The organism is Luteimonas rhizosphaerae (genome assembly GCF_002849595.1).
Classification (GTDB): Bacteria; Pseudomonadota; Gammaproteobacteria; order Xanthomonadales; family Xanthomonadaceae; genus Luteimonas; species Luteimonas cellulosilyticus.
In genome coordinates this window covers 189624-212790 of sequence record NZ_NRQR01000020.1, presented here as the reverse complement: position 1 = coordinate 212790, position 23167 = coordinate 189624, and the positions used below count along the sequence as shown (strand labels likewise).

The 23167-nt window shown below is 70.6% G+C and carries 20 protein-coding genes and 2 pseudogenes; 13 read left to right on the top strand and 9 right to left on the bottom strand.

The features are described 5' to 3' along the window. Positions 1–8: 8 nt before the first annotated feature. The 8 genes and pseudogenes from hisG (at position 9) to hisIE (ending at position 7034) form a co-directional block, all read left to right on the top strand. On the top strand, positions 9–923 hold the full coding sequence (gene hisG / locus CJ022_RS10455) for an ATP phosphoribosyltransferase (RefSeq protein WP_101926581.1): 915 nt from the start codon (positions 9–11) through the stop codon (positions 921–923). Continuing rightward, entirely contained in the window at positions 920–2248 is a 1329-nt protein-coding gene (gene hisD / locus CJ022_RS10450) for a histidinol dehydrogenase (protein WP_101926580.1), read from the top strand. Before hisG ends, hisD begins: the two co-directional genes overlap by 4 nt. Next, positions 2245–3224: pseudogene (locus CJ022_RS10445) on the top strand (aminotransferase class I/II-fold pyridoxal phosphate-dependent enzyme). Before hisD ends, CJ022_RS10445 begins: the two are co-directional and overlap by 4 nt. Next, a complete protein-coding gene (gene hisB, locus CJ022_RS10440) occupies positions 3221–4303 on the top strand; it encodes a bifunctional histidinol-phosphatase/imidazoleglycerol-phosphate dehydratase HisB (protein WP_101926579.1) in 1083 nt (360 codons plus the stop codon). Before CJ022_RS10445 ends, hisB begins: the two are co-directional and overlap by 4 nt. After that, positions 4303–4914, top strand: a complete 612-nt coding sequence (gene hisH / locus CJ022_RS10435) for an imidazole glycerol phosphate synthase subunit HisH (RefSeq protein ID WP_425490790.1) — start codon at positions 4303–4305, stop codon at positions 4912–4914. The genes hisB and hisH overlap by 1 nt, the downstream gene beginning before the upstream one ends. After that, complete coding sequence (gene hisA, locus CJ022_RS10430; RefSeq protein ID WP_101926577.1) at positions 4911–5648, top strand: 1-(5-phosphoribosyl)-5-[(5-phosphoribosylamino)methylideneamino]imidazole-4-carboxamide isomerase; 738 nt, start codon at positions 4911–4913, stop codon at positions 5646–5648. Before hisH ends, hisA begins: the two co-directional genes overlap by 4 nt. After that, positions 5642–6415 carry an imidazole glycerol phosphate synthase subunit HisF gene (hisF, locus tag CJ022_RS10425; protein ID WP_101926576.1) on the top strand — a complete coding sequence of 258 codons (774 nt, stop codon included), beginning with the start codon at positions 5642–5644 and terminating at the stop codon, positions 6413–6415. Before hisA ends, hisF begins: the two co-directional genes overlap by 7 nt. A gap of 13 nt (positions 6416–6428) precedes the next feature. Beyond that, positions 6429–7034 carry a bifunctional phosphoribosyl-AMP cyclohydrolase/phosphoribosyl-ATP diphosphatase HisIE gene (gene hisIE, locus CJ022_RS10420; protein ID WP_101926575.1) on the top strand — a complete coding sequence of 202 codons (606 nt, stop codon included), beginning with the start codon at positions 6429–6431 and terminating at the stop codon, positions 7032–7034. Between the two features lie 9 nt (positions 7035–7043). Here the strand turns inward: hisIE and CJ022_RS10415 are convergent, their stop codons facing one another. Next, the gene (locus CJ022_RS10415; RefSeq protein WP_158238400.1) at positions 7044–8876 is read right to left on the bottom strand and encodes a sensor domain-containing diguanylate cyclase; all 1833 of its coding nucleotides are present in this window, start codon (positions 8874–8876) and stop codon (positions 7044–7046) included. Positions 8877–9018: 142 nt separating this feature from the next. Here CJ022_RS10415 and CJ022_RS10410 point away from each other — a divergent pair, with 142 nt between their 5' ends. Further along, positions 9019–10545: a calcineurin-like phosphoesterase C-terminal domain-containing protein gene (locus CJ022_RS10410; protein ID WP_101926573.1), complete on the top strand. Its 1527-nt coding sequence runs from the start codon at positions 9019–9021 to the stop codon at positions 10543–10545. A gap of 504 nt (positions 10546–11049) precedes the next feature. Here the strand turns inward: CJ022_RS10410 and CJ022_RS10405 are convergent. The 7 genes from CJ022_RS10405 to CJ022_RS10375 all read right to left on the bottom strand — a co-directional run bounded on the left by CJ022_RS10405 (position 11050) and on the right by CJ022_RS10375 (position 17080). Further along, entirely contained in the window at positions 11050–11976 is a 927-nt protein-coding gene (locus tag CJ022_RS10405; RefSeq protein WP_101926572.1) for a C13 family peptidase, read from the bottom strand. A 1-nt stretch (position 11977) separates the two neighbouring features. After that, complete coding sequence (gene mtnC, locus CJ022_RS10400; RefSeq protein WP_101926571.1) at positions 11978–12667, bottom strand: acireductone synthase; 690 nt, start codon at positions 12665–12667, stop codon at positions 11978–11980. Between the two features lie 201 nt (positions 12668–12868). Further along, positions 12869–13423: a 1,2-dihydroxy-3-keto-5-methylthiopentene dioxygenase gene (locus CJ022_RS10395; RefSeq protein ID WP_101926570.1), complete on the bottom strand. Its 555-nt coding sequence runs from the start codon at positions 13421–13423 to the stop codon at positions 12869–12871. Between the two features lie 99 nt (positions 13424–13522). Beyond that, positions 13523–14173 (bottom strand): methylthioribulose 1-phosphate dehydratase, encoded by a 651-nt coding sequence (locus CJ022_RS10390; RefSeq protein WP_101926569.1) that lies wholly within the window; start codon positions 14171–14173, stop codon positions 13523–13525. Between the two features lie 52 nt (positions 14174–14225). Further along, complete coding sequence (locus CJ022_RS17650) at positions 14226–14960, bottom strand: amino acid permease (RefSeq protein ID WP_158238399.1); 735 nt, start codon at positions 14958–14960, stop codon at positions 14226–14228. Then, positions 14878–15495: an amino acid permease gene (locus tag CJ022_RS17645; protein WP_101926567.1), complete on the bottom strand. Its 618-nt coding sequence runs from the start codon at positions 15493–15495 to the stop codon at positions 14878–14880. Before CJ022_RS17645 ends, CJ022_RS17650 begins: the two co-directional genes overlap by 83 nt. A 76-nt stretch (positions 15496–15571) precedes the next feature. Then, a complete protein-coding gene (locus CJ022_RS10375; protein WP_101926566.1) occupies positions 15572–17080 on the bottom strand; it encodes an amino acid permease in 1509 nt (502 codons plus the stop codon). Between the two features lie 195 nt (positions 17081–17275). Here CJ022_RS10375 and CJ022_RS10370 point away from each other — a divergent pair, with 195 nt between their 5' ends. After that, positions 17276–17851, top strand: coding sequence for an NUDIX hydrolase (locus CJ022_RS10370; protein WP_101926694.1), 576 nt, complete (start codon positions 17276–17278; stop codon positions 17849–17851). A 244-nt stretch (positions 17852–18095) separates the two neighbouring features. Here the strand turns inward: CJ022_RS10370 and serA are convergent. Next, positions 18096–19297, bottom strand: a pseudogene (gene serA, locus CJ022_RS10365) (phosphoglycerate dehydrogenase). 167 nt (positions 19298–19464) lie between these two features. Here serA and CJ022_RS10360 point away from each other — a divergent pair. The 3 genes from CJ022_RS10360 to CJ022_RS10350 all read left to right on the top strand — a co-directional run bounded on the left by CJ022_RS10360 (position 19465) and on the right by CJ022_RS10350 (position 23051). Then, on the top strand, positions 19465–20865 hold the full coding sequence (locus CJ022_RS10360) for an FAD-binding oxidoreductase (protein ID WP_101926564.1): 1401 nt from the start codon (positions 19465–19467) through the stop codon (positions 20863–20865). 72 nt (positions 20866–20937) lie between these two features. Beyond that, the gene (locus CJ022_RS10355) at positions 20938–21240 is read left to right on the top strand and encodes a DUF2388 domain-containing protein (protein ID WP_101926563.1); all 303 of its coding nucleotides are present in this window, start codon (positions 20938–20940) and stop codon (positions 21238–21240) included. Next, positions 21237–23051 (top strand): DUF7844 domain-containing protein, encoded by a 1815-nt coding sequence (locus CJ022_RS10350; RefSeq protein WP_233198698.1) that lies wholly within the window; start codon positions 21237–21239, stop codon positions 23049–23051. The genes CJ022_RS10355 and CJ022_RS10350 overlap by 4 nt, the downstream gene beginning before the upstream one ends. Positions 23052–23167: the final 116 nt, after the last annotated feature.

Below are 23167 nucleotides of genomic sequence, written 5' to 3'. Positions count from 1 at the left end.
TCATCCCCATGAGTCCCGTCACCGGCGGCGCCACGCGCGACCGCCTGCGTATCGCCATCCAGAAATCCGGTCGCCTCAGCGAACCGGCCCGCGCCTTGCTCGCGTCCTGCGGCCTGTCGTGGCGCACCAGCCGCGACAAGCTGTTCTGCTACGGCGAGACGCTGCCCGTCGACCTGCTGCTGGTCCGCGACGACGACATTCCGGGCCTGCTGGCCGATGGTGTCTGCGATTACGGCATCGTCGGCCGCAACGTGCTCGAGGAGCAGGCCGCCGATCGCGCCCAGCGCGGCCTGCCGAAGGTCTCGAAGGAAGTGCGGCCGCTCGGCTTCGGCGGCTGCCGGCTCGACATCGCGATTCCCGAAGCCCAGATCTGGGAGGGGCCGCAGCAACTGCAGGGTGCGCGCATCGCGACCAGTTATCCCGGGCTGCTGCAGCAATGGCTCGATGCGGAAGGCGTGGCGGCGAGCATCGTCAACCTGTCGGGCTCGGTCGAAATCGCCCCGCGGCTCGGCCAGGCCGACGTGATCTGCGATCTGGTGTCCAGCGGCGCCACGCTGACCGCGAACCAGCTCAAGCCCGCGGTCACGCTGCTGCGCAGCGAGGCGGTGCTCGCCGGGCCGGTGCAGGGCTTCTCCGATGCGCGCGGCGAGCTCGCCTCGCTGCTGCTGCGCCGGCTCGACGGCGTGCTGCGGCTGCGCGACAGCCGCCTGCTGATGTTCCAGTCCACGCGCGCCGGCGTGGCGGCGTTGCTCAAACTGCTGCCCGACGCGGAACCGCCGACGCTGCTGCAGGTCGACGGCGCCGAGACCGTCGCGTTGCAGGTGCTGTGCCACGGCGAGATGACCTGGCAGCGGCTCGAAGACCTCAAGCAGGCCGGCGCCGCGGGCCTGATGGTGCTGCCGGTGGAGCGGATGCTGGCATGAGCGCGATCCGGACCGAAGCCCCCCTGACGCCGGTCATCGACTGGACGACATTGGACGACGCCGCGCAGCGCGACGTCCTGCAACGCCCGACCCAGGTCGTCGCCGAGCGCACCCGCCGTGCCGTGGCCGAGGTGCTCGACGCCGTCGCCACCCGCGGCGACGCTGCCCTGCGCGAGCTGACCGAACGCTTCGACGGCGTCGCGCTCGAGGCCTTCGAAGTCGAGGACGGCGAATTCGCCGCGGCCCAGACCGCCGTGCCCGCGCCACTGCGCGCGGCGATGGTCGCCGCGGCCGAGCGCATCCGCCGCTTCCACGCGGCCGGCATGACCGCCGGCTACGGCCTGGAAACCGCACCCGGCGTGTTCTGCGAGCGCGTGGTGCGCCCGATCCGCCGGGTCGGCCTGTACGTACCGGCCGGCAGCGCGCCGCTGCCGTCGACCGCGCTGATGCTCGGCGTACCGGCGCAACTGGCCGGCTGCGCGGAGGTGGTGCTGTGCACGCCGCCGCGCGCGGACGGCAGCGCCGATCCCTCGGTGCTGGTCGCCGCGCGCCTGACCGGCGTGCACCGCGTGTTCAAGCTCGGCGGCGCGCAGGCGATCGCGGCGATGGCCTTCGGCACCGATAGCGTGCCGGCCTGCGCCAAGCTGTTCGGTCCCGGCAACAGCTTCGTCACCGAGGCCAAGCAGCAGGTCGCCCGTACCGGCACGGTCGCGATCGACATGCCGGCGGGGCCGTCGGAAGTGCTGGTGATCGCCGACACGGGCGCGGATGCCGCCTTCGTCGCCGCGGATCTGCTGTCCCAGGCCGAACACGGCCCGGACTCGCAGGTGTTGCTGCTGTCGGATGCGCCGGCCCTGCTGGCCGATGTCGCGGTGGAACTCGAGCGCCAGCTGGCCGCGTTGCCGCGCGCCGACATCGCACGCCAGGCGCTCGCGCGCTCGCGGCTGATCCAGGTGCCGTCGCTCGACGTCGCGTTCCGGATCAGCAACCGCTATGCGCCCGAGCACCTGATCCTGGCCCTGCGCGCGCCGCGCGACTGGCTGGACCGGGTCGAGGCCGCGGGCTCGGTCTTCCTCGGCGACTGGACGCCCGAAGCGCTCGGCGACTACTGCAGCGGCACCAACCACGTGCTGCCGACCGGCGGCGCCGCGCACGCATGGAGCGGCGTCAGCGTGGCCAGCTTCCAGAATTTCGTCAGCGTGCAGAGCGCGACCCGCGACGGCATCCACGCGATCGGTCCGGACGCAGTGACCCTGGCGGACGCCGAAGGCCTCGGCGCGCATGCCAACGCGGTGACCCTGCGCCTGCGCAAGGCGGCCCCGTGAGCGACCCGGCCGACACTTCGGTGCTCGATCTGGTGCGCGAGGACCTGCGCGCGTTCGGCGGCTATGCCTCCGCGCGCACGAGCGGCCTCACGGGCGAGATCTGGCTCAACGCGAACGAAGCAGCATGGGGCAATCCGGGTGACCCGGACGCGCAGTGCCGCCGCTATCCCGAGCCGCAACCCGAAGCACTGCAGCGTCGCCTCGCCGCGCTGTACGGCGTCGCGCCCGAGCAGCTGCTGATCGGACGCGGCAGCGACGAGGCCATCGATCTGCTGGTGCGCGCGCTGTGCGTGCCGGGCCGCGATGCGGTGCTGGCGACGCCGCCGGTGTTCGGCATGTACGCGGTGAGCGCGCGCCTGCAGGGCGCGGCGCTGCGCGAGGTACCGCTGGTCGATGGCGATGCGGGTTTCGCGGTCGATCTCGATGCCGTGGTCCGGTCGTCGTCGTCGACGAGGCCTATGGTGAATTCTCCGACGCGCCGTCGGCGTCCACGCGGCTCGATGCGCTCGACAATCTCGTCGTGCTGCGCACGCTGTCGAAAGCGCACGCGCTCGCGGCGGCGCGCATCGGCGTGGCGATCGGCGATCCGGCCTTGATCGCGGTGCTGCGGCGCTGCCAGGCGCCGTATCCGGTGCCGACCCCGTGCGCGCGACTGGCGCTCGACGGACTGACCGACGCCGCGCTCGACGAGACCCGCGCCCGCACCGCGCTGGTGATCCGCGAACGCGACGCGCTGGCGCAGGCCTTGGCCGGCTTGCCGGTGGTCGCGCGCGTCTATCCCTCGCAGGGCAACTTCCTGCTGGTGCGTTTCCACGACGCCGACGCGGCGTTCGCGGCGCTGCTCGCGGCCGGCATCGTGGTGCGCGACCAGCGCGCCGCGCCGCAGCTCGGCGACGCGCTGCGCATTTCCCTGGGCACCCCGGCGCAGAACGCGGCCGTGGTGACCGCACTGCAGACGCTGGAGGCCGCGGCATGAGCGCCGGAACCCCGATCCTGTTCGTCGATCGCGACGGCACCCTCATCGAGGAGCCGGCCGATTTCCAGATCGACGCCTTCGACAAGCTGCGCTTCGTGCCCGACGTGATCCCCGCGCTGCTGCGGTTGCGCGATGCGGGCTTCGAGTTCGTCATCGTCACCAACCAGGACGGGCTCGGCACCGAGGGCTATCCGCGCGCGAGCTTCGACGGCCCCAACGACCTGATGCTGCGGATCTTCGAAAGCCAGGGCATCCGCTTCCGCGACGTGCTGGTCGACAGCAGCTGGCCGGCCGACAACGCGCCGACCCGCAAGCCGGCGCTCGGTCTCGTCATGCACTACCTGCGCGACCGCGGCATCGATCTCGACCGTTCGGCGATGGTCGGCGACCGCGATACCGACATCCAGTTCGCCGACAACCTCGGCATCCGCGGCTTCAAGCTGCGCACCGCGCAGTTCGGCGGCGACTGGGACTGGGCCGGCATCGCCCATGCGCTGTGCGATGCGCCGCGCCGCGCCACGGTGACGCGCAATACCAAGGAGACGAAGATCCGCATTGCGCTGGATCTCGACGCGGCCTCCGATGCCGAGGTGTCGACCGGGCTGCCGTTCTTCGATCACATGCTCGACCAGATCGGCAAGCACGGCGGTTTCGCGCTGTCGGTGCAGGCCGAGGGCGACCTGCACATCGACGAACACCACACGATCGAGGACGTCGGCATCGCGCTGGGCCAGGCGCTGCGCGAGGCGCTCGGCGACAAGCGCGGCATCGGTCGCTACGGGTTCACGCTGCCGATGGACGAGACCCTGGCGAGCGCTGCGCTGGATTTCAGCGGCCGTCCATACCTCGTGTTCGAAGGCAGCTTCCTCCGCGAGCGCGTCGGCGGCATGCCGACCGAACTCGTGCCGCATTTCTTCCGCTCGCTGTGCGACGCCGCCGGGTTGAATCTCAACCTCAAGGTCGAGGGCGACAACGACCACCACAAGGTCGAGGCCTGCTTCAAGGCGTTCGCGCGCGCGCTGCGACAGGCGATCCGCCGCGAGGGCAATGCGCTGCCGAGCACCAAGGGCATGCTGTGATGCGCGTCGTCATCGTCGATGCCGGCGGCGCCAATACCGGCTCCGTGCGCTACGCCTTCGACCGGCTCGGCATCGACGCCGCGCTGGTCACCGATGCGGCGGAGATCCGCGCCGCGGACCGGGTCATCCTGCCGGGCGTCGGCACCGCGGCCCAGGTGATGGCGCGGCTGCAGGCGCTCGACCTGGTTGATACGCTGCGCACGCTGCAGGCGCCGCTGCTCGGCATCTGCGTCGGCATGCAGCTGCTGTACGACGGTTCGGACGAAGGCGACGTCGCAGGGCTCGGCCTGTTGCCGGGGCGGGTGACGCGGCTCGCCGGCGCTGCCGGCCTGCGCGTGCCGCACATGGGCTGGAACACGCTGCGCGCCCTGCGGGCGAGCCCGCTGACCGACGGCATCGGCGTCGAGGACCGCGCGTACTTCGTGCACAGCTTCGCCGCGCCGGTGACCGACGACTGCGTGCTGGCCTGCGACCACGGCGTGCCGTTCGCGGCGGTCGTGCAGCGCGGGCGCGTCGCGGGCACGCAGTTCCACCCCGAGCGCTCGGCCGACGTCGGCGCGCGTCTGTTGCGCAATTTCCTGTCGCCCGGCTTTCTGGATCGCACCGCATGAGCACCTTCACCGCCTATCCGGCGATCGACATCCGTGACGGCCGCGTGGTCCGCCTCGCGCAGGGCGACTACGACCAGGAAACCCGCTACGGCGACGATCCGCTGGCACAGATCCAGGCCTATGCCGGCGATGGCGCGCAATGGCTGCATCTCGTCGATCTCGATGCGGCGCGTGCCGGCGGCTACACCCTCGCGCCGCTGCTCGCGCGCATTCGTGCGACCACGGCGCTGCAGGTGCAGACCGGCGGCGGTGTGCGCACCGACGACGACGTGTCCCGGATCCTCGACGCCGGCGCGGCGCGCGTCGTCGTCGGATCGCTCGCCGTGCGCGAGCCGGCCCGCGTGCTCGGCTGGCTCGACACCTTCGGGTCCGAGCGCATCACCGTGGCGCTGGACACGCGCCTCGATCGCGACGGCAGCTGGCGACTTCCCGTGCACGGCTGGACCGAAACGGCGGACGAGACCCTCGACACGCTGGCGCAGCTCTACGCGCGCGGCGGCCTGCGGCACCTGCTGAGCACCGACATCGCCCGCGACGGCATGCTGTCGGGGCCGAACCTCGCGCTGTACGCGCATCTGCGTGCGCTGGTGCCGGCGCTGCAGGTGCAGGCCTCGGGCGGCGTGCGCGATCTCGACGACGTCGTCGCCGCGAAGGCCCAGGGCTGCGCCGGCATCGTGCTCGGCCGCGCGCTGCTCGAAGGCCGGCTCTGTGTCGCGGAGGCGGTCGCATGCTGAGCCGGCGCCTGATTCCCTGCCTCGACGTGCGCGACGGCCGCGTGGTCAAGGGCGTGCGTTTCCGCGACCACGTCGACATGGGCGACATCGTCGAGCTCGCGCTGCGCTACCGCGACGCCGGCGCCGACGAGCTGGTGTTCTACGACATCTCGGCGAGTCCCCAGGGACGGTCGGTGGATCGCGGCTGGGTGGAGCGCGTGTCGCGGCTCATCGACATCCCGTTCTGCGTCGCCGGCGGCATCCGCGATGTCGAAACCGCGCGCGCGGTGCTGCATGCCGGCGCGGACAAGCTCTCGGTCAACACGCCGGCGCTGGAGCGGCCGACGCTGATCGGCGAGCTCGCCGACGCGTTCGGCGTGCAGTGCGTCGTCGTCGGCATCGATTCGATCCGCGAAGCCGACGGCGAATGGCGCGTGCGCAGCCACACCGGCGATCCCGACCGGACCCGCGAGCTGCCGGTGCGCACGCTCGACTGGATCGTCGAGGCGCAGCAGCGCGGCGCCGGCGAGATCGTGCTGAACTGCATGGACAGCGACGGCGTGCGCCGCGGCTACGACATCGCCCAGCTGGCGGCGGCGCGCGCGGTCTGCGACGTGCCGCTGATCGCATCCGGCGGCGCCGGTGCGCCCGAGCACTTCGCTGCGGCGTTCGCGGAGGCGGACGTCGACGGCGCACTCGCGGCCAGCGTGTTCCACAGCGGCGCGATCGCGATCCCCGACCTCAAGCGCGATCTCGCCGCCCGCGGCATCGCGGTGCGCCATGTCTGATGCAGGAATTCCGATGACCAACGCCTTCGATCCCTCCGCCCTCGACTGGGACAAGACCGGTGGCCTGCTGCCGGCCATCGTCCAGGACGCGACCACGCTGCGCGTGCTGATGCTCGGGTACATGGACCGTGAGGCCCTGGCGGAAACCCGGCGCAGCGGCCGCGTCACGTTCTTCAGCCGCAGCAAGCAGCGACTGTGGACCAAGGGCGAGCAATCCGGGCATTTCCTCGATCTCGTGTCGCTGCAGGGCGATTGCGACAGCGACAGCCTGCTGGTGCTCGCGCGGCCGAATGGTCCGACCTGTCACCTGCAGCGCGCCAGCTGCTTCGCCGATGCGCCGGGCAGCACGATCGCCGGGCTTGCGACCACCATCGCCACGCGCGCGGCCGAACGGCCCGAGGGCAGCTACACCACGCGCCTGTTCGACGGCGGCCTGCGCCGGATCGCGCAGAAGGTCGGCGAGGAGGGCGTCGAGACCGCGCTGGCCGGCGTGGTCGAGGACGACGATGCGCTGCTCGGCGAATCCGCCGACCTGGTCTACCACCTGCTCGTGCTGCTGCGCGCGCGCGGGCTGGGGCTGGACGCGCTGGAGCAGCGGCTGCGCGACCGCGAGGGCTGAGCGCGCCGGTCAGTGCAGGGACGGCTGGGCGATGCAGACCCGGTCGCGTCCCGTCGCCTTGGCCTGGTACAGCGCGCGGTCGGCGCAGGCGAGCGCCTGGTCGATCGCGGCCGCGTGCGCGGGAATCTGGTGCACGCCGATGCTGGCGGTGACCGCGATATCGAGCGGGCCCGACGGACACGGCGCCTCGGTCAGCGAGCGCCGGATCGCTTCGGCGATCGCGACCGCGCCGGCGAGATCCTGACCCGGCAGGGCGACGATGAACTCCTCACCGCCGAAGCGGGCCAGCAGCGCATCGACGGGGCGCACGGTGCGCCCGATCCGGCGCGCCGCCCAGCGCAGGCAATCGTCGCCGGCGAGATGCCCGTGGGCATCGTTGATCGACTTGAAGTGGTCGAGGTCGATCATCAGCAGCGACAGCGGCTTGCCACTGGCGCGCGCGTCCTCGACGAGCTGGCCGAAGGCCTCGTGGAACCAGGCGCGGTTGTAGAGGCCGGTCAGCCCGTCGCGGCGGCTGGAATCGCGCAGGCGGCCGTGCGCTTCCTCCAGCTGCAGCAGCGTGCTGCGGACCTCCTGGGTGCGCTGCGCGACCTTGCGTTCCAGCCGCTGGTTGGCGTCGTCGACGATGCGCTGGTTCTCGTTGCGCAGCGCGGCATAGCGGTGGCCCAGGGCGATCGACAGCAACAGCATTTCCAGTGCGGAGCCGATCTGCACGCCGTATTCGGTGACGAAGTTCTTCGGCAGCAGGCCGAAGGCGAGCAGGGTGAACACCGCCGTGCCGAGCAGGAACATCGACCACGCCAGCAGCAGCAGCTTGGCCGGCGCATAGCCCTGGCGCAGCACGTAGACGGTGGCGATGACGATGCCGGCGACGCCGGCCAGCACCGCGCGCGATGCGATCGGCGTCGACAGGCGCAGCGGCAGCCACAGCGACGCGATCGCGAACAGGATGAAGAACGCCATCAGCGCGAGCAGCAGCAGGTTGCCGCGCGGCCAGCGCCGCGGCAGTTCCAGGAAGGTGCGCGAGAACTGCAGCATCGCGATCAGCGCCAGGCAGATCGAGATCGGCACCGAATGGTCCGCCACCCACGCCGAGTGCGGCCACAGGTATTCGAAGCCGAACCCGTTAAGCGTGAACAGCACCAGCCCGAACGCGGTGATGTGGCACAGGTACCAGAAATAGCTGGCGTCGCGCAGCGACAGCCACAGCACCAGGTTGTAGAAGAACAGCGCCAGCAGGATGCCGTAGTACAACCCGATCGCCAGCTGCGCGTCGCGCGAGACTTCGGTGAACGCGTGCTGCGTGTACAGGTGCAGCGGCACCTGCATCGAACTCTGGCTCTCCACCCGCACCAGCACGTCGACCGGCGTGTCGCGCGGCAGGTCGAGCAGGAAGTTCGGATGGCGGTAGCGGATGTGGTCGCCGCCGGACTGGTGGACGGTGCGCCCGTCGGGATAGCGCACGTGCACGTCGACGCGGTCGCTGAGCGGATATTCCTGCACCAGCAGCCAGCGCGTCTCGTCGACGTTGCGGTTGACCAGGCGCGCGTGGAACCAGAACGCGCCGCGCTGGAAGCCGAAGGCATCGTTGCCGGCCGGCAACGGCGCGAAGCCGCCGGCCTCGACGCGTCGCCAGGCGGCGTCGACGTCGTCGGTGGCGGCCGGGTCGTGGTGGAAACGGACATCGGGCGACAGGGCGCGGTCGGCGATGTCGGCCGTCAGCTCGACGGTCTGCGACCACGCCAGCGACGGCAGCAGCCAGGCGAACGCCATCCAGGCCAACCAGCGCCAGGCGACGCGCCGCCAACGCCACGGGCGCGCCGCGCCCCGGGAATGCTTCATGCGGTCATGCCCCAATGTCCGTCTATTCCGCGCAATGGCGGCCGATCCTTCGGTCCCAGCGAACGCACGAAGCGTAGAGCAGCGGCCGCGTGAAATCACCTGCGGGCATAATCGGCGGCCCCGACCTGCCGGAGTGCGTCCCATGTCGCGATTGCGTCGCCTTCTCCCGCCGGTGCTCTTGGCCGCCGCAGGCGCGTTCGCGATGCCCGTACTGGCCTGCGACAGCGGCCGCGTCTTCGTCGATCGGGATGGCGACGCACGCGAGGAAGCCGGCGACGCGGGATTGGCGGGCGTCGTCGTCTCCGACGGCACGGGCCTCGTGCAGACCGATGCGGCAGGGCGCTACCGCGGATTGTCGGGCGAGGCCGGGATCGTGTTCGTGGTCAAGCCGCCGGGTTACCGCCTGCCGCGCGACGGGGCGCTGCCGGCGTTCTGGCGTGCGTCGCGGGCGTCCGGGCTCGAGACGCTGGTTTTCAGTGATCCCCAGACCACCAGCATCGAGGAAGTGGGGTACTACGACCGCGCCATCGTCGACGCGGCCGCGGGCGGTCCGCGCGCACGGCTGGGGCTGACGCTGGGTGACGTGACCAACGACGACCCGGCGCTGTACGCCGCGATCAACGCGGCGACTGCGCGGCTCGACACGCCGTGGCTGCACGCGCCCGGCAACCACGACCTCGATTTCGATGCATCCGGCGATCCCGCGTCGACCGCCTCCTATCGCCATGTCTTCGGCCCCGAGACCTACGCGTGGGAAGAGCCGCAGGCGTCGTTCCTCGTGCTCGACAACGTGGTCTACCAGCCGGGCGAACAGTCCGCTTACGTCGGTGGCCTGCGCGAGGACCAGTTCGCCTTCATCGAGGCGTATCTCGCGTCGGCGCGGCGCGACCGCCTGCTGGTGGTCGCCGCGCACGTGCCGTGGTTCGACACGGCCGAGGCGGGTCGCCCGCCGACGGTACGTGCCGCCGATCGCGCGCGCCTGTTCGCGCTACTCGCCGAGTTCCCGCAGGTGCTGCTGCTGACCGGCCATCGCCACACCCAGCAGCACGTGTTCCATGGCGCGGCGAGCGGCTGGCACGGCGCGACTCCGTTGCACGAATACAACGTCGGTGCGGCCAGCGGCGCGTTCTGGAGCGGCGCCAAGGATGCCGACGGCATTCCCGACGCGACGATGGCCGACGGCACGCCCCACGGATTCGCGCGGCTGCAGATCGACAGGGACGGCGCGTATCGCCTCGCCTGGCAGCCCGCGCGTTTGTCGCCGGACGATCCGTCGACGACGGCCGCGATGGCGCTGCATGCGCCGAAGGTCCTGCGCCGGGGCGCCTATCCGGCGTGGGGCGTCTACGCGAACGTCTACATGGGGCAGGCCGATACGCGGGTCGAGTTCCGCATCGACGAAGGCGAGTGGCAGCCCATGCGGCGCGTCGCACGTCCCGATCCGCGGCTGGTGCTGGAGAACGCGCGCGACGACCAGAGCGACCGCCTGCGCGGACGCGACCGCTCACCCGAGGCCGTGCCGTCGACGCATCTGTGGCGCGGCGCACTGGCGACGGAGCTGGAGACCGGCCCGCACCAGGTGGAGGTCCGCGCGTTCGATGCCTGGCATGGCGAGCAGCGTGCGCGGATCGGGTACCGGCTCGACGATTTCGACGAACCCACCAAGTGATCGCGGCCGCGTCGCCGGGCGACCACGCGCGCGGATCGTCTGCGGATGGCGACATCCGGAAAAAACAAAAGCCCGCGTTGGGCGGGCTCTGGAGTCGACCGGCTGGCGCGCGTCGGCTGGCGGGCGGTCGTGGCGCGTGCTGGCTGGCGTCGGCTTGCTGGCAGCGCCGGCGGATTCTAGCGAGCGCATCGGCGACGTGACGAAACGAGAATCAGTCTCGCGTGTCGACGTGTCGGTCATCGGTTCCCAGCAGCGTGCAGCGGCGCGCTGGCGCGCGAATCGCGCGGCGTCGAAGCGTCGGTTGCGCATCGATGCGCGGAGATACGTGCCCGAGGGCAGTCCTGCCGTCGACGGCCAGCACCACCGCAATGCAATCGAGAACCCGTTCGCGCCAGACGCGGATCGCCCATCGCAGCGGCCCCCGGATCCCCAGTGGATGCCGGCACGTCTTCCGGATGAAACGCGGACGCCGCCATCAGACGCCCGGATGCCGCCACCGGAACCTCAAGGCGAGACCGGATACGGATATACCGCCGGTGGCAACTCGGGATACGTGGCCTGCAGGCGCGCGAGTGTCGGGGCGATGCGATCGCCGAGGTCGAGACGCGGCATCGAGCGCGGGAAGTCGAGCTTGCGCTCGCGGCGCTTGATTGCCCGCGTCGCCAGTGCATAAGCGCCGGCAAAGCCCGGGTCGGCGTTGAGGCCGTCCAGCAGCCAGGCCTGGCCGAAGAAGGTGATCGTCGCATCGCTGCCGCAACCGAACGAGGGGCGATCCTCGCGCGCCGCGGTGATGACCAGTGTGTCGGGCGAGCGCAGTGCCGGGATGAAGCCGCCGGCGTAGCACGCCGACAGCACCACGACCCGGTTAACGATGCCGGCATCGTCGAGCGCGTCGCGCAGCTGCGTCGGCGTGAGGGCTTCGTCGACCAGTGGCGGCAATCGGACGACGAGCTCGTGCGTCTCCGTGCCGTGCATCGTCATGTACAGCAGCAGCACGTCGCGGTCGGGATCCATGCGCGCCGCCAGTGCCGCCAGCGCGTGCCGCAGGTTGGCGGCCGTCGCCAACGGGGCGGGCGCGGCGTCGAGACTGTCGACATGGTTGACCAGGGGCAGGGCCCGCTGCGCGGCGCCCAGACGCGGCGCGACGTGTTCGACCAGGAAGCGCACCTCGTTGCGGAACACGTCCTCGGTGCTGTCGCCGGCCATGCCGACGATGTACAGCGCGGGCGTGCCGCCCGTCTGCGCCGGCATCGCGGCCACAGCGGCGTCGATCAGGGCGCGATCGCGCAGCGCCATCGCCCCGGCGAGCGCGCCGACGTCGAGCTTGGCGGTCTTCCCGGGCGCGGCCAGCGCCGGCGCGGCGAGGCACAGCAGCAGCGCACACAGCCATCCACGCGCGGTGCGGCGGGACGGCATCACGCGCGGCGCCATGTCAGGCGTCCAGTGTGATCTGGTCGAAGCGGACGACGCGCGGGTGGCCGTTGGCCGCGGCGGCGTCGCGCGGTTCGGGATAGTCCTCGCGCCGGTCGACGAGCACGGTGCGCAGCCCCGATGCGCGCGCGGCATCGAGTTCCTCGACCACGTCCGACAGGAACACGATGTCGGCCGGCGCCACGCCGAGCAACGCGGCGATGCGGGCGTAACTCGCGGCCTCGCGCTTGCCGCCGACTTCGGTGTCGAAGAACGCCGAGAACAGGCCGGTGAGATCGCCGGCATCGGTGTGGCCGAACAGCAGTTTCTGCGCCGCGACCGACCCGGACGAGTAGACCGCGATGCGTTCGCCGGCCGCATGCCAGCGCCGCAGCGCATCGGCGGCGTCGGGATACAGGTGCGCGGTGAAATCGGCATCCTCGTAACCGGCCTGCCAGATCAGTCCCTGCAGCGCTTTCAGCGCGGTGTGCTTGCGATCGGCGTCGATCCAGCCCTGCAGCGTTTCGACAATGACGGCGTCGTCGCAGATGCCGCCGTTCTCGACCGCCACCGCATCGAGCCAGCGCCGCACCTCGGGATCCTGGCCGTGCTCGGCGACGAACGCCGGCAATTGGCGCCGCGCGTAGGGGAACAGCACGTCCTTGACGAACGAGATGCTGCTCGTGGTGCCTTCGATGTCAGTCAGGATCATCTGCGCGTCAGCCGATGTCGGGGCGGGAAAGTGTAAGGCGTCGGCTGTCGCGCCGCCCCGCCTGCCGGCCGACGGCGAGCGCGCCGGGGAACAGAGGGTCGCTTTGACGCCGCTAGTCCGGCAAACGCGGGACTGACGGCGCGAACAGCACGCGGCCACACGGAGCGTGGCGCCGAAACAACGGCAGTCTTCGCAGCGCCCTCAGCGTGAACCGGGCTCGTAGCGCGGAAATTTCTGTGCGATGTCGGAGCCGGTGAAATGGCCGATCCAGCCGTCGGGCTGCTCGAAGAAGCGGATCGCGACGAAGCGCGGCTCGCTGCCCATGTCGAACCAGTGAGTCGTGCCGTCGGGCACGCCGATCAGGTCGTCCTTGACGCATTCGATCTCGTAGACCTTGCCCTCGACATGCAGGGTGAACAGGCCCGAGCCGTCGACGAAGAAACGGACTTCGTCTTCGTTGTGGTAGTGCTCTTCGAGGAACTTCTTGCGCAGTTCCTCGCGATTGGGATTGTCCGGCGCGATGCTGATCACATCGACGGTATTGAACCCGCGCTCGGCGCTGATGCGGTCGATGTCGCCCTTGTAGGCGGCCAGCACCTCGTCGGGCGTGGCGCCCGCGGCGACCGGACGGGTCGCCTTCCAGCGTTCGAAGGTGACGCCGATCGTCTGCAGTTCGCGGGCGATCGCGTCGCCGTCGCGGCTGTCGAACAGCGGCGTGTCGGGGGCGGTGTCGGCGAAGACGCGGAGACGGCTCATGGCGGTCGGCTCGTGGGGAAACGGGACGAGCAGCCTAGCAGGCAGGCACGGCGCCGATGTGGACCGCAGCGGAACGCAGGCGTTCCATCCGTGGTCCGGTCAGGCGCGGGCGCCCAGCCGGCGCAGTTCGAGCTCGCAATGCAGCAGGAACTCGAACGCCTCGAGATGGCGACGCGCCTCGGCCATGTCGCGGCCCCAGGCGTAGAGCCCGTGGCCATCGATCAGGTAGCCCCACATCGGCTGCGAATCGAGCAGCGCGTCGACCTGTGCGGCCAGCGTCGGCATGTCCTGGCTGTTGGGCAGCACCGGCACGTCGACGGCGATCTCGTGCGTGCTGTTGCCGGCGAAGGCCTTCAGCAGCTCGTAACCCTCCAGCCGCACGTGACCGGCGCCGGCGAACAGGCGCGAGGCGATCGTCTGGGTCGGCGAATGCGTGTGCAGGATGCAGCCGATCTCCGGATACCGCCGGTAGAGCTGCGTGTGCAGCAGCGTCTCCGCCGAGGGCCGGCGGTCGCTGCCGACGGCCTGACCGTCGAAGTCGACGACCATGATGTCGTCTTCCTTCAGGCGGCCCTTGTCGCGGCCGGACACGGTGATCGCGGCATGCTGCGCATCGAGCCGGCGCGAGAAATTGCTGCTCGTCGCGGGCGTCCAGCCGGCCTGGGCCAGCTCGCGGATGTTGACGATGAGTTCGCCGGCGAGCTCGCGCAGGCGGTGGATGTCGTAGGGCGGGGGCGGGGCGGCGGTCATGCGGCAAGTCTAGCGCGAGGCGACGGCGGGTTCGTTGCGCCGCGCCCGCGGGTCACGCGGCCGGCGGCTCGTCGCGGCGGCGCGAGAAACCGCGGTACGCCGCCCAGGCCAGCAGCGCGACGATCATCGCGCCGACCAGGATGTCGGTATCGGTCGACCACGCCAGCAGGCCGCAGGCCACCAGCGCGCCCATGCCCAGGGCCCGGTCGCTGCCGGTCGGGCGGCGGTGTCGGGTGCCGAGCAGCAGGCTCAGGCCGGCGGCGACGTAAGCCATGACGACCAGGGTCACGACCATCTCGATGATCGTGCCGAACTGCTCGCCGACCGTCGGCGCCTGGGTCAGGATCGCGATGCCGGTCATCGACAGGGCGATGATGAAGAGGCCCCAGCCCGCGGAACCATTGGCGCGCATGCGCCCGAACACGGCAGGCAGGAAGCCGCGCTGCGCCGCGCGCGCACCCGACTCGCCGGTGACCAGCATCCAGCCGCCGAGCGTGCCGGTGGCTTTCAGCGCGGCCGCGGCCGCGATCAGCGGAATCGCCCAGGGCCCGAACATCTGCCCGGCGACGAGCGCGAACGGCGCACTCGATGCGGCCATCTCGGCGGCCGGGACGATGCCCATCATCAGCACCGACGAAACGAGGTAGACCACGCCCGCGATCAGGATGCCGCCGAGCGTGGCGATCGGCACGTTGCGGTTGGGATTACGCACGATGCCCGCGACCATCGCGCCGGTCTCGAGGCCGACGAAGGCCCAGAACACCGACGCCAGCGCGCCGAAGACCACGGCGGTGTCGGAGTTCCCGCTGACGTTCCAGCCGTCGCGGTAGATGTCGGCCGACCACCGGCAGCAGGCCGAAGATCACGCACATCGACTGGAACCGTGCGATCGAGCGCGGGCCCAGCAGGTTCAGCGCGAACATCAGCCAGATCAACACGATCTGGCCCACCAGGCGCACGCCGCCGCCATCGTCGATCGGCAGCAGGATCACCAGATAGCCGAACGCCGCGACCGCGATCGCGTTGTTGCCCATCCAGGACGAGATCCAGTAAAGCGTCGTCGCCAGGAACCCCATGTCGCGCCCGAGCGCCGGCCGTACGTAGTCGTCCGGCGAATTGAGATCGGGGTACTGCCGTGCGAGACGCGCGAACGCGCCGCCGAGGATCACCGCGAGGATGGTGCCGAGCAGCCACGAGAACGCGGTGACGCCGCCGACATTGGCCAGCGACGCGGGCAGCAGGAAGAATCCCGAGCCGATCATGTTGTTGGCGACGACGAAGGTCGCCAGCACGGGGCCGATCTTCTTGGCGGAGGCGGTCATGGTCGAATTCCGTGGACGCGCGGCGCACCGCGCAATGCACACGGCCCGCGGGAAGCGGGCCGTGCGGAGACGCGGATCAGCGCGGCAGTTGCTGCCGCAGCTTGCTGTGCTTGTAGCCGTAGAGGAAGTAGATCGTGAAGCCGATGATCGTCCAGGCCAGCAGCACCATCCAGTTCAGCAGCGGCATCGTCGCGACGAGGCCGAGGCAGGCCGCGACGCCGAGGCTGCCCACGACGAACACCGCCGGCACCCGGAACGGGCGATGCAGGTCCGGCTGGGTGCGACGCAGCACCATCACGCCGAGGCAGACGGTCGCGAACGCGACCAGCGTGCCCATCGACACCACGTCGCCGAGCAGCTGGATCGGCAGGAACGCCGCCATGATCGCCGCGACGAACGCGACCAGTACCGTGCCCTTGTGCGGGGTGCGGAAGCGGGTGTGGATCGCGCTGAAGAAACGCGGCAGCAGGCCGTCCTGCGCCATCGAGAAGAAGATGCGCGGCTGGCCCATCAGCATGACCAGGATCACCGTGGTCAGGCCGGCGATCGCGCCGATCTCGACCAGGGTCTTCAGCCAGCCCAACGCGGGAAATGCCTCCAGCGCGGTCGCGACCGGCTTCGCGGTGCCCAGCACGGTGTAGGGCACCATGCCGGTCAGCACCGCGGAGACGGCGATATAGATCAGCGTGCACAGCGCCAGCGAGCCGAGAATGCCGATCGGCATGTCGCGCTGCGGGTTCTTGACCTCCTGGGCCGCGGTGGAAACCGCGTCGAAGCCGATGTAGGCGAAGAACACGATCGAGGCGCCGCGCAGCACGCCTTCCCAGCCGAAGCGGTCGCCGCCCTGGTTTTCCGGCACGAACGGCAGCCAGTTCTGGGTATCGACGTACTGCGCGCCGAAGCCCAGCAGCAGCAGGATCACCAGCACCTTGATCGAGACGATGATCGCGTTGGCGGTCGCCGACTGGGTGATGCCGACGTAGCAGAGCACGCCGACCGCGGCGATGATCAGCACCGCCGGCAGATTGAACAGCGCGCCGGTGGTGACGAACTTGCCGAACTCGCACACGCCGGCCTGGGCCGCTTCGTGGGTGCAGAAGTTGATCGGTGCCTGGGTCAGCGCCGCGGGCAGGTGCATGCCGAAACTCTCGAGGAAACTGACGGTGTAGCCGGACCAGCCGACCGCGACCGTGGACGCCGCGAACAGGTATTCGAGCACCAGGCTCCAGCCGACGAACCAGGCCAGCGCCTCGCCGAGCGTCGCGTACGTGTAGCTGTAGGCGCTGCCGGAGGCCGGGATCATCGCCGCGAATTCCGCGTAGCACAGGCCCGCCATCGCGCAGGCGAACCCGGCGATGACGAAGCTCAGCATGATCGCCGGGCCGGCATGGTTGGCCGCCGCGGTCCCGGTGATGACGAAGATGCCCGCGCCGATGACCGCGCCGAGCCCCAGCATCACCAGATGCTTGGCGGTCAGCGTGCGCTTGAAGCCGACTTCGCCGCCGAGGCTGCCTTCGACCGGCTCGCCCGCATCCACATGCGGTTGCGCCGCGATCGGCTTGGTAATCATCAGGTTCTTGAACATCGGACTCCCCGGTTGTGCTGGCGGCGCCGCGCTGCGGACAGCGCGACCACGTGACGATCTGCGACGCAGACCGGAACGGTAACCGCCGTACCTTGCCAAACGCAGCGTTCCGGCACAAGCAACGGGGACACCGCTTGTGCGCCATGCGCCGAACACCGATGCTGCGCGCTCCGCCGTGACGCGATGCAGCAAACGATGTCGAACGCGCCAACCGAAACCGAAGTCCAGACGACCGCACTCGCCGGTGCCTTCGCCGGTTACCGCCAGTGGTATCCCGAAGAGGCGGCGACGGTCGACCTGTTCGACGCACTGCTCGGCGATGCCGAGGATCCGTTCCTGCGCACACGCCTGGCCGGGCATTTCACCGCATCGGCGCTGGTCATCAGCGGCGACGGCCAGCGCACGCTGCTGACTCATCACCGCAAGCTGGGGCTGTGGCTGCAGCCCGGTGGCCACGCCGACGGCGACCGCGATCTCGCGCGCGTGGCGCTGCGCGAGACCGAGGAAGAAACCGGGCTGCGCGAGGTGCACGTGGCGCCGACGGTCTTCGATCTCGACCGGCACTGGATTCCCGAGCACAAGGGCGTGCCGGCGCACTGGCACTACGACGTGCGCTACGTGGTCCATGCGGGCGAGGACGAGACGTTCGTCGTCAGCGAGGAGTCACACGCGCTGGCGTGGCGGTCGCTCGCCGAGATCGTGGACGGAGAAGGCTACGACGCCTCACTCCGGCGCATGGCGCGCAAGTGGCGCGCGCGCGCGACGGCCTGACGCGGCACACCTTCCGGCCGCCGCAATCGCCTGTAGGACCGCGCTGGCGCGCGACCGGACCGCCGGCGCATGCCGGTCGGGCCAGCGGATGTGCGGACGAGCGCGGCAGCACATGCAGTCCGCACGAGCGCGCTCCTGTATTCAAACCCTGGACGCAGGCGGGGCGCTGCACTGAATCGCCACCTTCACGTCGCACGCGCGGCGGCGTATTGCGCAACCCGCGTCCGCTGCTGCGATCCTGCTCTCAGTAAAGAACCCGCGTGCGCAGCGTGCCGTCGATACTCGCCAGCTCGGCGCGCAGGTGGGTGGCCTGTTCTTGTCCGCATCCGTGCGCAGGTACTGCCCGTCGATGTTGATCCGCTCGCGCGAGATCACTTCGTTGATCCGCGACAGCACGCCGGGCACGTTGCGGTGCAGGTGCAGGATGCGGCGGCTGCCGAGGTGCTCGGGCAGGGTCACTTCCGGGAAATTGACTGCCGACAGCGTGCTGCCGTTGTCGCTGTAGCGGACCAGCTTGGCTGCGACCTCGATGCCGATATTGTCCTGCGCCTCCAGCGTGCTGCCGCCGACGTGCGGGGTCAGCAGCACGTTGTCGTGCGCCAGCAGCGGCGATTCGAACGCGTCGTCGTTGCCCTTGGGCTCGACCGGGAACACGTCGATCGCCGCGCCGCCGATCTGGCCCGAGCGGAGCGCGGCATCGAGCGCATCGATGTCAACGACGCTGCCGCGGGCGGCATTGATCAGGTGCGCGCCGGGTTTCATCGCCGCGAGTTCGGCGGCGCCGAACATCCGGTGTGTCGCCGGCGTTTCCGGCACGTGCAGGGTGATCACGTCGCTGCGCGCCAGCAGGTCCTCGAGGCTCACGGCGCTGCGCGCATTGCCGAGCGACAGCTTGGTCTCGATGTCGTGGAACAGCACCTGCATGCCCAGCGATTCGGCCAGCACGCCGACCTGGGTGCCGATGTGGCCGTAGCCGACGATGCCCAGGGTCTTGCCCCGCGCCTCGTGGCTGCCGAGCGCCGACTTGCTCCAGCCGCCGCGATGGCATTCGGCGTTCTTCTGCGGAATCCCGCGCAGCAGCATGATCGCCTCGGCAACGACCAGCTCGGCCACGCTTCGGGTGTTGGAGTAGGGCGCATTGAACACGGGAATGCCGGCGCGTTCCGCGGCCTCGACGTCGACCTGGTTGGTGCCGATGCAGAAGCAGCCGATCGCCATCAGCCGGCGCGCGTCGGCCAGCACCTCGGCGCTCAGCTGGGTGCGCGAGCGGATGCCGATGATGTGCGCCTCGGCGATGCGCTGCCGGAGTTCGTCCTCGGGCAGGGACTTGGCGTGCAGGTCGATCTGCGAATAGCCGGCGGCCCGGAAGGTGTCGACGGCGCTCTGGCTGACGCCTTCGAGCAGCAGCACGCGGATGTCCCGCTTCGGAAACGAGGTCTTGTGCATCACGGACTCGGTCGGGGAATTCGGCCCGGAAACCCGCACGGAAACGCGGCTGCCGGTGGGCCGGCCATGGTGACAGAATCGCGGCACCGCTGTCGTGGCACGGCGCTGGACGGCACCGGACGCGGCTGGCAGGCTGGCCGTCCCCCGTTTCCCTGGTTGCCGCCCGCATGTCCGAACCGACCGCGTCCGATCCGCGCATCGCCAGCCTGCAGGCCGCGGTGCCGGCGCTGCAGCTCAAGACCGACGCGGCGGATCTGGCGCACTACGGTGTCGACTGGACCCGGCGCTGGACGCCCGCGCCGCTGGCGATCGCCCTGCCGGCCGATGTCGAGGAAGTGCAGGCCGTGATGCGCTGGGCGCACGACAACGCCGTGGCGGTGGTGCCGTCGGGCGGGCGCACGGGCCTGTCGGGCGGCGCGGTCGCGGCCGATGGCGAGCTGGTGCTCAGCCTGCAGCGGATGCAGCGGGTGCTGGATTTCGATCCGGTCGACCGGCTGCTGACCGTCCAGGCCGGCATCGCGCTGGAAGCGGTGCAGGGCGCCGCACGCGAGCACGCGCTGCAGTATCCGGTCGACTTCGCGGCACGTGGCTCGTGCTCGATCGGCGGCAACATCGCGACGAACGCCGGCGGCATCCGGGTGCTGCGCTACGGCAACACGCGCGAGTGGGTCGCCGGCGTCAAGCTGGTGACCGGCACCGGCGAGCTGCTCGACCTCAACCGCGGCCTGGTCAAGAACTCCAGCGGCTACGACCTGCGGCACCTCGCGGTGGCGTCGGAGGGCACGCTCGGTGTCATCGTCGAAGCGACGCTGAAGCTCGCCGAGCCGCCGCCGCAGACCAGCGTGATGCTGCTCGCGCTGCCCTCGTTCGAGGTGCTGATGCAGGTGTTCACGACGCTGCGGACGCGCCTGCGGCTGGAGGCGTTCGAGTTCTTCACGGATCGCGCGCTGCACCACGTGCTGGCCCACGGCGCGCAGGCGCCGTTCGACGCGACGTATCCGTATTACGTCGTCGCCGAATTCGCCAGCGGCGACGAGGCGCAGGAAGTGCAGGTGCTGGCCGCGTTCGAGCACTGCACCGAGCAGGGCTGGGTCGAAGACGGCGTCATCAGCCACAGCGACGCCCAGGCCGCACAGCTGTGGCGACTGCGCGAAGGCATCACCGAGAGCCTGGCGCCGCACGTGCCGTACAAGAACGACGTCTCGGTGCGGATCTCGGCGATGCCGGCGTTCCTGGCCGAAACCCAGGCGCTGCTGGCGCGCGAGTATCCGCAGTTCGAGGTCGTCTGGTTCGGCCACATCGGCGACGGCAACCTGCACATCAACGTGCTCAAGCCCGCCAACATGGCGAACGCGGATTTCGTCGTCGAATGCGAGCGCGTGACCAAGCTGCTCGCGGCGACGCTGCAGGCGCACGGCGGCAGCATCTCGGCCGAGCACGGCATCGGCCTGGTCAAGAAGCCGTATCTGCGCTCGACCCGCAGCGACGGCGAGATCGCGGTGATGCGCGGCATCAAGGCGGCGCTCGATCCGGCCGGCATCCTCAATCCCGGCAAGGTCTTCGACTGACCGCAGGTTCAGCCGCCTGCAATCCGGCGGCGCTAGAGTGTCCGCACCTTCCCGCTTCCCGGACCACCGCCCATGCTGCTCCGTCTCGCTTCCGTCCTCCTGCTGAGCGGCCTGTCCGCGACGGCGTTCGCCGGCAGTTTCGCCGGCACCAGCGCGGGCGCCTCGTCCGGTGGCTCGTCGGCCTCGTCGGGCAGCAGCTCGGGCGACGACAAGGTGGTGCTGCAGGCACGCGAGGACGCCGCCGGGTTCGTCGCCAGCGACGGCCGCATCCGCGGCGCGCGCCTGGAAGCGGCGTTGCGCCATCTGCGCGAGACCCGGGCGTCCGCGCGCGACGCGTCGGATCTGGCCCTCGCGCAGGCGATCCTGGCGCGTTGATCCGGTCGGCGCGCCTGTTGCCGCGCGCCGCGTTCCTCCTGGCGGCCTGGCTGCTGGCGCCGCTCGCGTCGGCGGCAGGCTGGACGGTCGTGCAGCAGGTCGAGGGTGCAACGCTGACGCCAGCCGAGTCGGCCCGCGCCGATGCGGCCGTGTCCGAGGTGCTGGCGCGCCTGCCGCCCGCGTGGCGCGACGCCACGCACCTGGATGTCGTCCTCGACTGGCGTGACGATCTGCCGGCCGATGTGCACGGGCGTACGTTGGGACCGCACCTGCGTCTGCGTCGCGGCTTGCTGGCCGGCGACACGCAGGCACGGCCGCTGCAGGCCGCGCTGCTGCACGAACTGGCGCATCGCTACGACCGCTCGCCCCATGGCGGCCTGTCGCGCGAGCCGCGCCTGCTCGATCTCGCCGGTTGGCCGCAGCAGCCGTTGCGTCTGGGCATGCGCGTGCGCGAGAACGCGATGCGCGACCGCAGTCCCGACGCGTACGAGCGGACGTCGCCGGCCGAATTCGTCGCGGTCAATCTCGAGCATTTCCTGCTCGACGCCGAATACGCCTGCCGCCGGCCCGCGCTGCACGCCCATTTCGCCGCGCACTTCGACTGGGCGCCGCCGCAGGCGACCTGCGCGCCGGAACTGCCGTTCGTCCAGGCGGAGCCGGCAGCGGATGCCTCTCCGTTGCTCGCGCTCGATCCAGCGCGCGTCTATGCCGTCGATTATCTGCTGGCCGAGGGCAATACGCGGCCGATGAGCCGTTGGGGTCACAGCATGCTCCGGCTGGTGCTCTGCGCGCCGGGCCGCGCGCCCGGTCCCGACTGCCGGCTCGACCTCGCGCATCACCGTGTGTTGTCGTTCCGCGCCTTCGTCGACGACGTGCAGATCTCCAGCCTGCGCGGACTGACCGGGCGCTATCCCTCGCGCCTGTTCGTGCTGCCGCTCGACCAGGTGATCGACGACTACACGCGGATCGAGCTGCGCGGCCTGCAGTCGATCCCGCTGCAGCTGTCGCCGCACGAGATCGCATCATTGCTGACCCAGGCCGCGCACCTGCACTGGAGTTACGACGGCCGCTACTATTTCATCGGCAACAACTGCGCGGTCGAGACCTGGAAGCTGCTGCAGACCGGCGTGCCGCGTCTGTCCGATGCGCGGCTGCGCAGCATCACGCCGACCGGCCTGCTGCGGAAACTCGTGCGCAGCGGCGATGCGGACCCGGCCGTGCTCGATCGCGAGGATGCGGTGCGCGCCGGCTATTACTTCCCGTCCGCGGATGCGGAGTACCAGGCGCTGCTCGACATCGCACGCGCGGCGCAGCCGCTGCCCGTCACGCGCGTCGACGACTGGCTGGATCTGTCGCCCGACGCACGCGCGCCCTGGCTCGCGGACGCGCAGTTGCGCGATGGCGCGGCGCTGCTGGTGCTCGAACATGCGGCGCGACGACGGGAAGAGCTGCGCCTTCGTGACGTGCTGAAGCGCCAGCTGCTCGATCCGCGACAGTCGGGAGACGCCGCGCCTGCAGTCGCGACCCTGCGGGCGCTGCTGGCGGCAGGCGATGGTCTCAGCCGGCCGGCCCAGCTGCTCGATGGCGGTTATGGACTGCCGTATGCGGCGGAACGGTCGGCGCTGCAGCACGACGTGCAAGCAGGTGCCGCGACGCTGCGCGGCCTGCGTGGTCGCCTCGAAGACGAGGCCCGGTCCGCATTGTCACCCGACGCGCAGGCGCGGATCGTGGGGTTGGACCGGAACGTGGAGATGCTCGGATCGCGCCTGCGGGCGCTGCATCAGGCGGCGGGCGGCTTGCAGCTGGAATGATCGCGCGCACGCGCGCCTCTGGCGACTGCGCGTCGAAGCGCTCTTGCAGGCGCGTGCTGGCGCGCGATGCGATTGGGTGCAGACGGAAGCGTCGCGCGCGAGCGCGATCCGATGGA

What these genes read in the sequence shown, in the direction of transcription:
- hisIE (WP_101926575.1), top strand. Translation starts at nt 6,429, where the DNA reads ATGACCAACGCCTTCGATCCCTCCGCCCTCGACTGGGACAAGACCGGT.
- CJ022_RS10405 (WP_101926572.1), bottom strand. Translation starts at nt 11,976, where the DNA reads ATGGCGCCGCGCGTGATGCCGTCCCGCCGCACCGCGCGTGGATGGCTG.
- CJ022_RS10410 (WP_101926573.1), top strand. Translation starts at nt 9,019, where the DNA reads ATGTCGCGATTGCGTCGCCTTCTCCCGCCGGTGCTCTTGGCCGCCGCA.
- CJ022_RS10375 (WP_101926566.1), bottom strand. Translation starts at nt 17,080, where the DNA reads ATGTTCAAGAACCTGATGATTACCAAGCCGATCGCGGCGCAACCGCAT.
- hisF (WP_101926576.1), top strand. Translation starts at nt 5,642, where the DNA reads ATGCTGAGCCGGCGCCTGATTCCCTGCCTCGACGTGCGCGACGGCCGC.
- CJ022_RS10415 (WP_158238400.1), bottom strand. Translation starts at nt 8,876, where the DNA reads ATGAAGCATTCCCGGGGCGCGGCGCGCCCGTGGCGTTGGCGGCGCGTC.
- CJ022_RS17645 (WP_101926567.1), bottom strand. Translation starts at nt 15,495, where the DNA reads ATGACCGCCTCCGCCAAGAAGATCGGCCCCGTGCTGGCGACCTTCGTC.
- hisA (WP_101926577.1), top strand. Translation starts at nt 4,911, where the DNA reads ATGAGCACCTTCACCGCCTATCCGGCGATCGACATCCGTGACGGCCGC.
- CJ022_RS10395 (WP_101926570.1), bottom strand. Translation starts at nt 13,423, where the DNA reads ATGAGCCGTCTCCGCGTCTTCGCCGACACCGCCCCCGACACGCCGCTG.
- CJ022_RS10390 (WP_101926569.1), bottom strand. Translation starts at nt 14,173, where the DNA reads ATGACCGCCGCCCCGCCCCCGCCCTACGACATCCACCGCCTGCGCGAG.
- CJ022_RS10370 (WP_101926694.1), top strand. Translation starts at nt 17,276, where the DNA reads ATGTCGAACGCGCCAACCGAAACCGAAGTCCAGACGACCGCACTCGCC.
- hisB (WP_101926579.1), top strand. Translation starts at nt 3,221, where the DNA reads ATGAGCGCCGGAACCCCGATCCTGTTCGTCGATCGCGACGGCACCCTC.
- hisD (WP_101926580.1), top strand. Translation starts at nt 920, where the DNA reads ATGAGCGCGATCCGGACCGAAGCCCCCCTGACGCCGGTCATCGACTGG.
- hisH (WP_425490790.1), top strand. Translation starts at nt 4,303, where the DNA reads ATGCGCGTCGTCATCGTCGATGCCGGCGGCGCCAATACCGGCTCCGTG.
- mtnC (WP_101926571.1), bottom strand. Translation starts at nt 12,667, where the DNA reads ATGATCCTGACTGACATCGAAGGCACCACGAGCAGCATCTCGTTCGTC.
- CJ022_RS10360 (WP_101926564.1), top strand. Translation starts at nt 19,465, where the DNA reads ATGTCCGAACCGACCGCGTCCGATCCGCGCATCGCCAGCCTGCAGGCC.
- CJ022_RS10355 (WP_101926563.1), top strand. Translation starts at nt 20,938, where the DNA reads ATGCTGCTCCGTCTCGCTTCCGTCCTCCTGCTGAGCGGCCTGTCCGCG.
- hisG (WP_101926581.1), top strand. Translation starts at nt 9, where the DNA reads ATGAGTCCCGTCACCGGCGGCGCCACGCGCGACCGCCTGCGTATCGCC.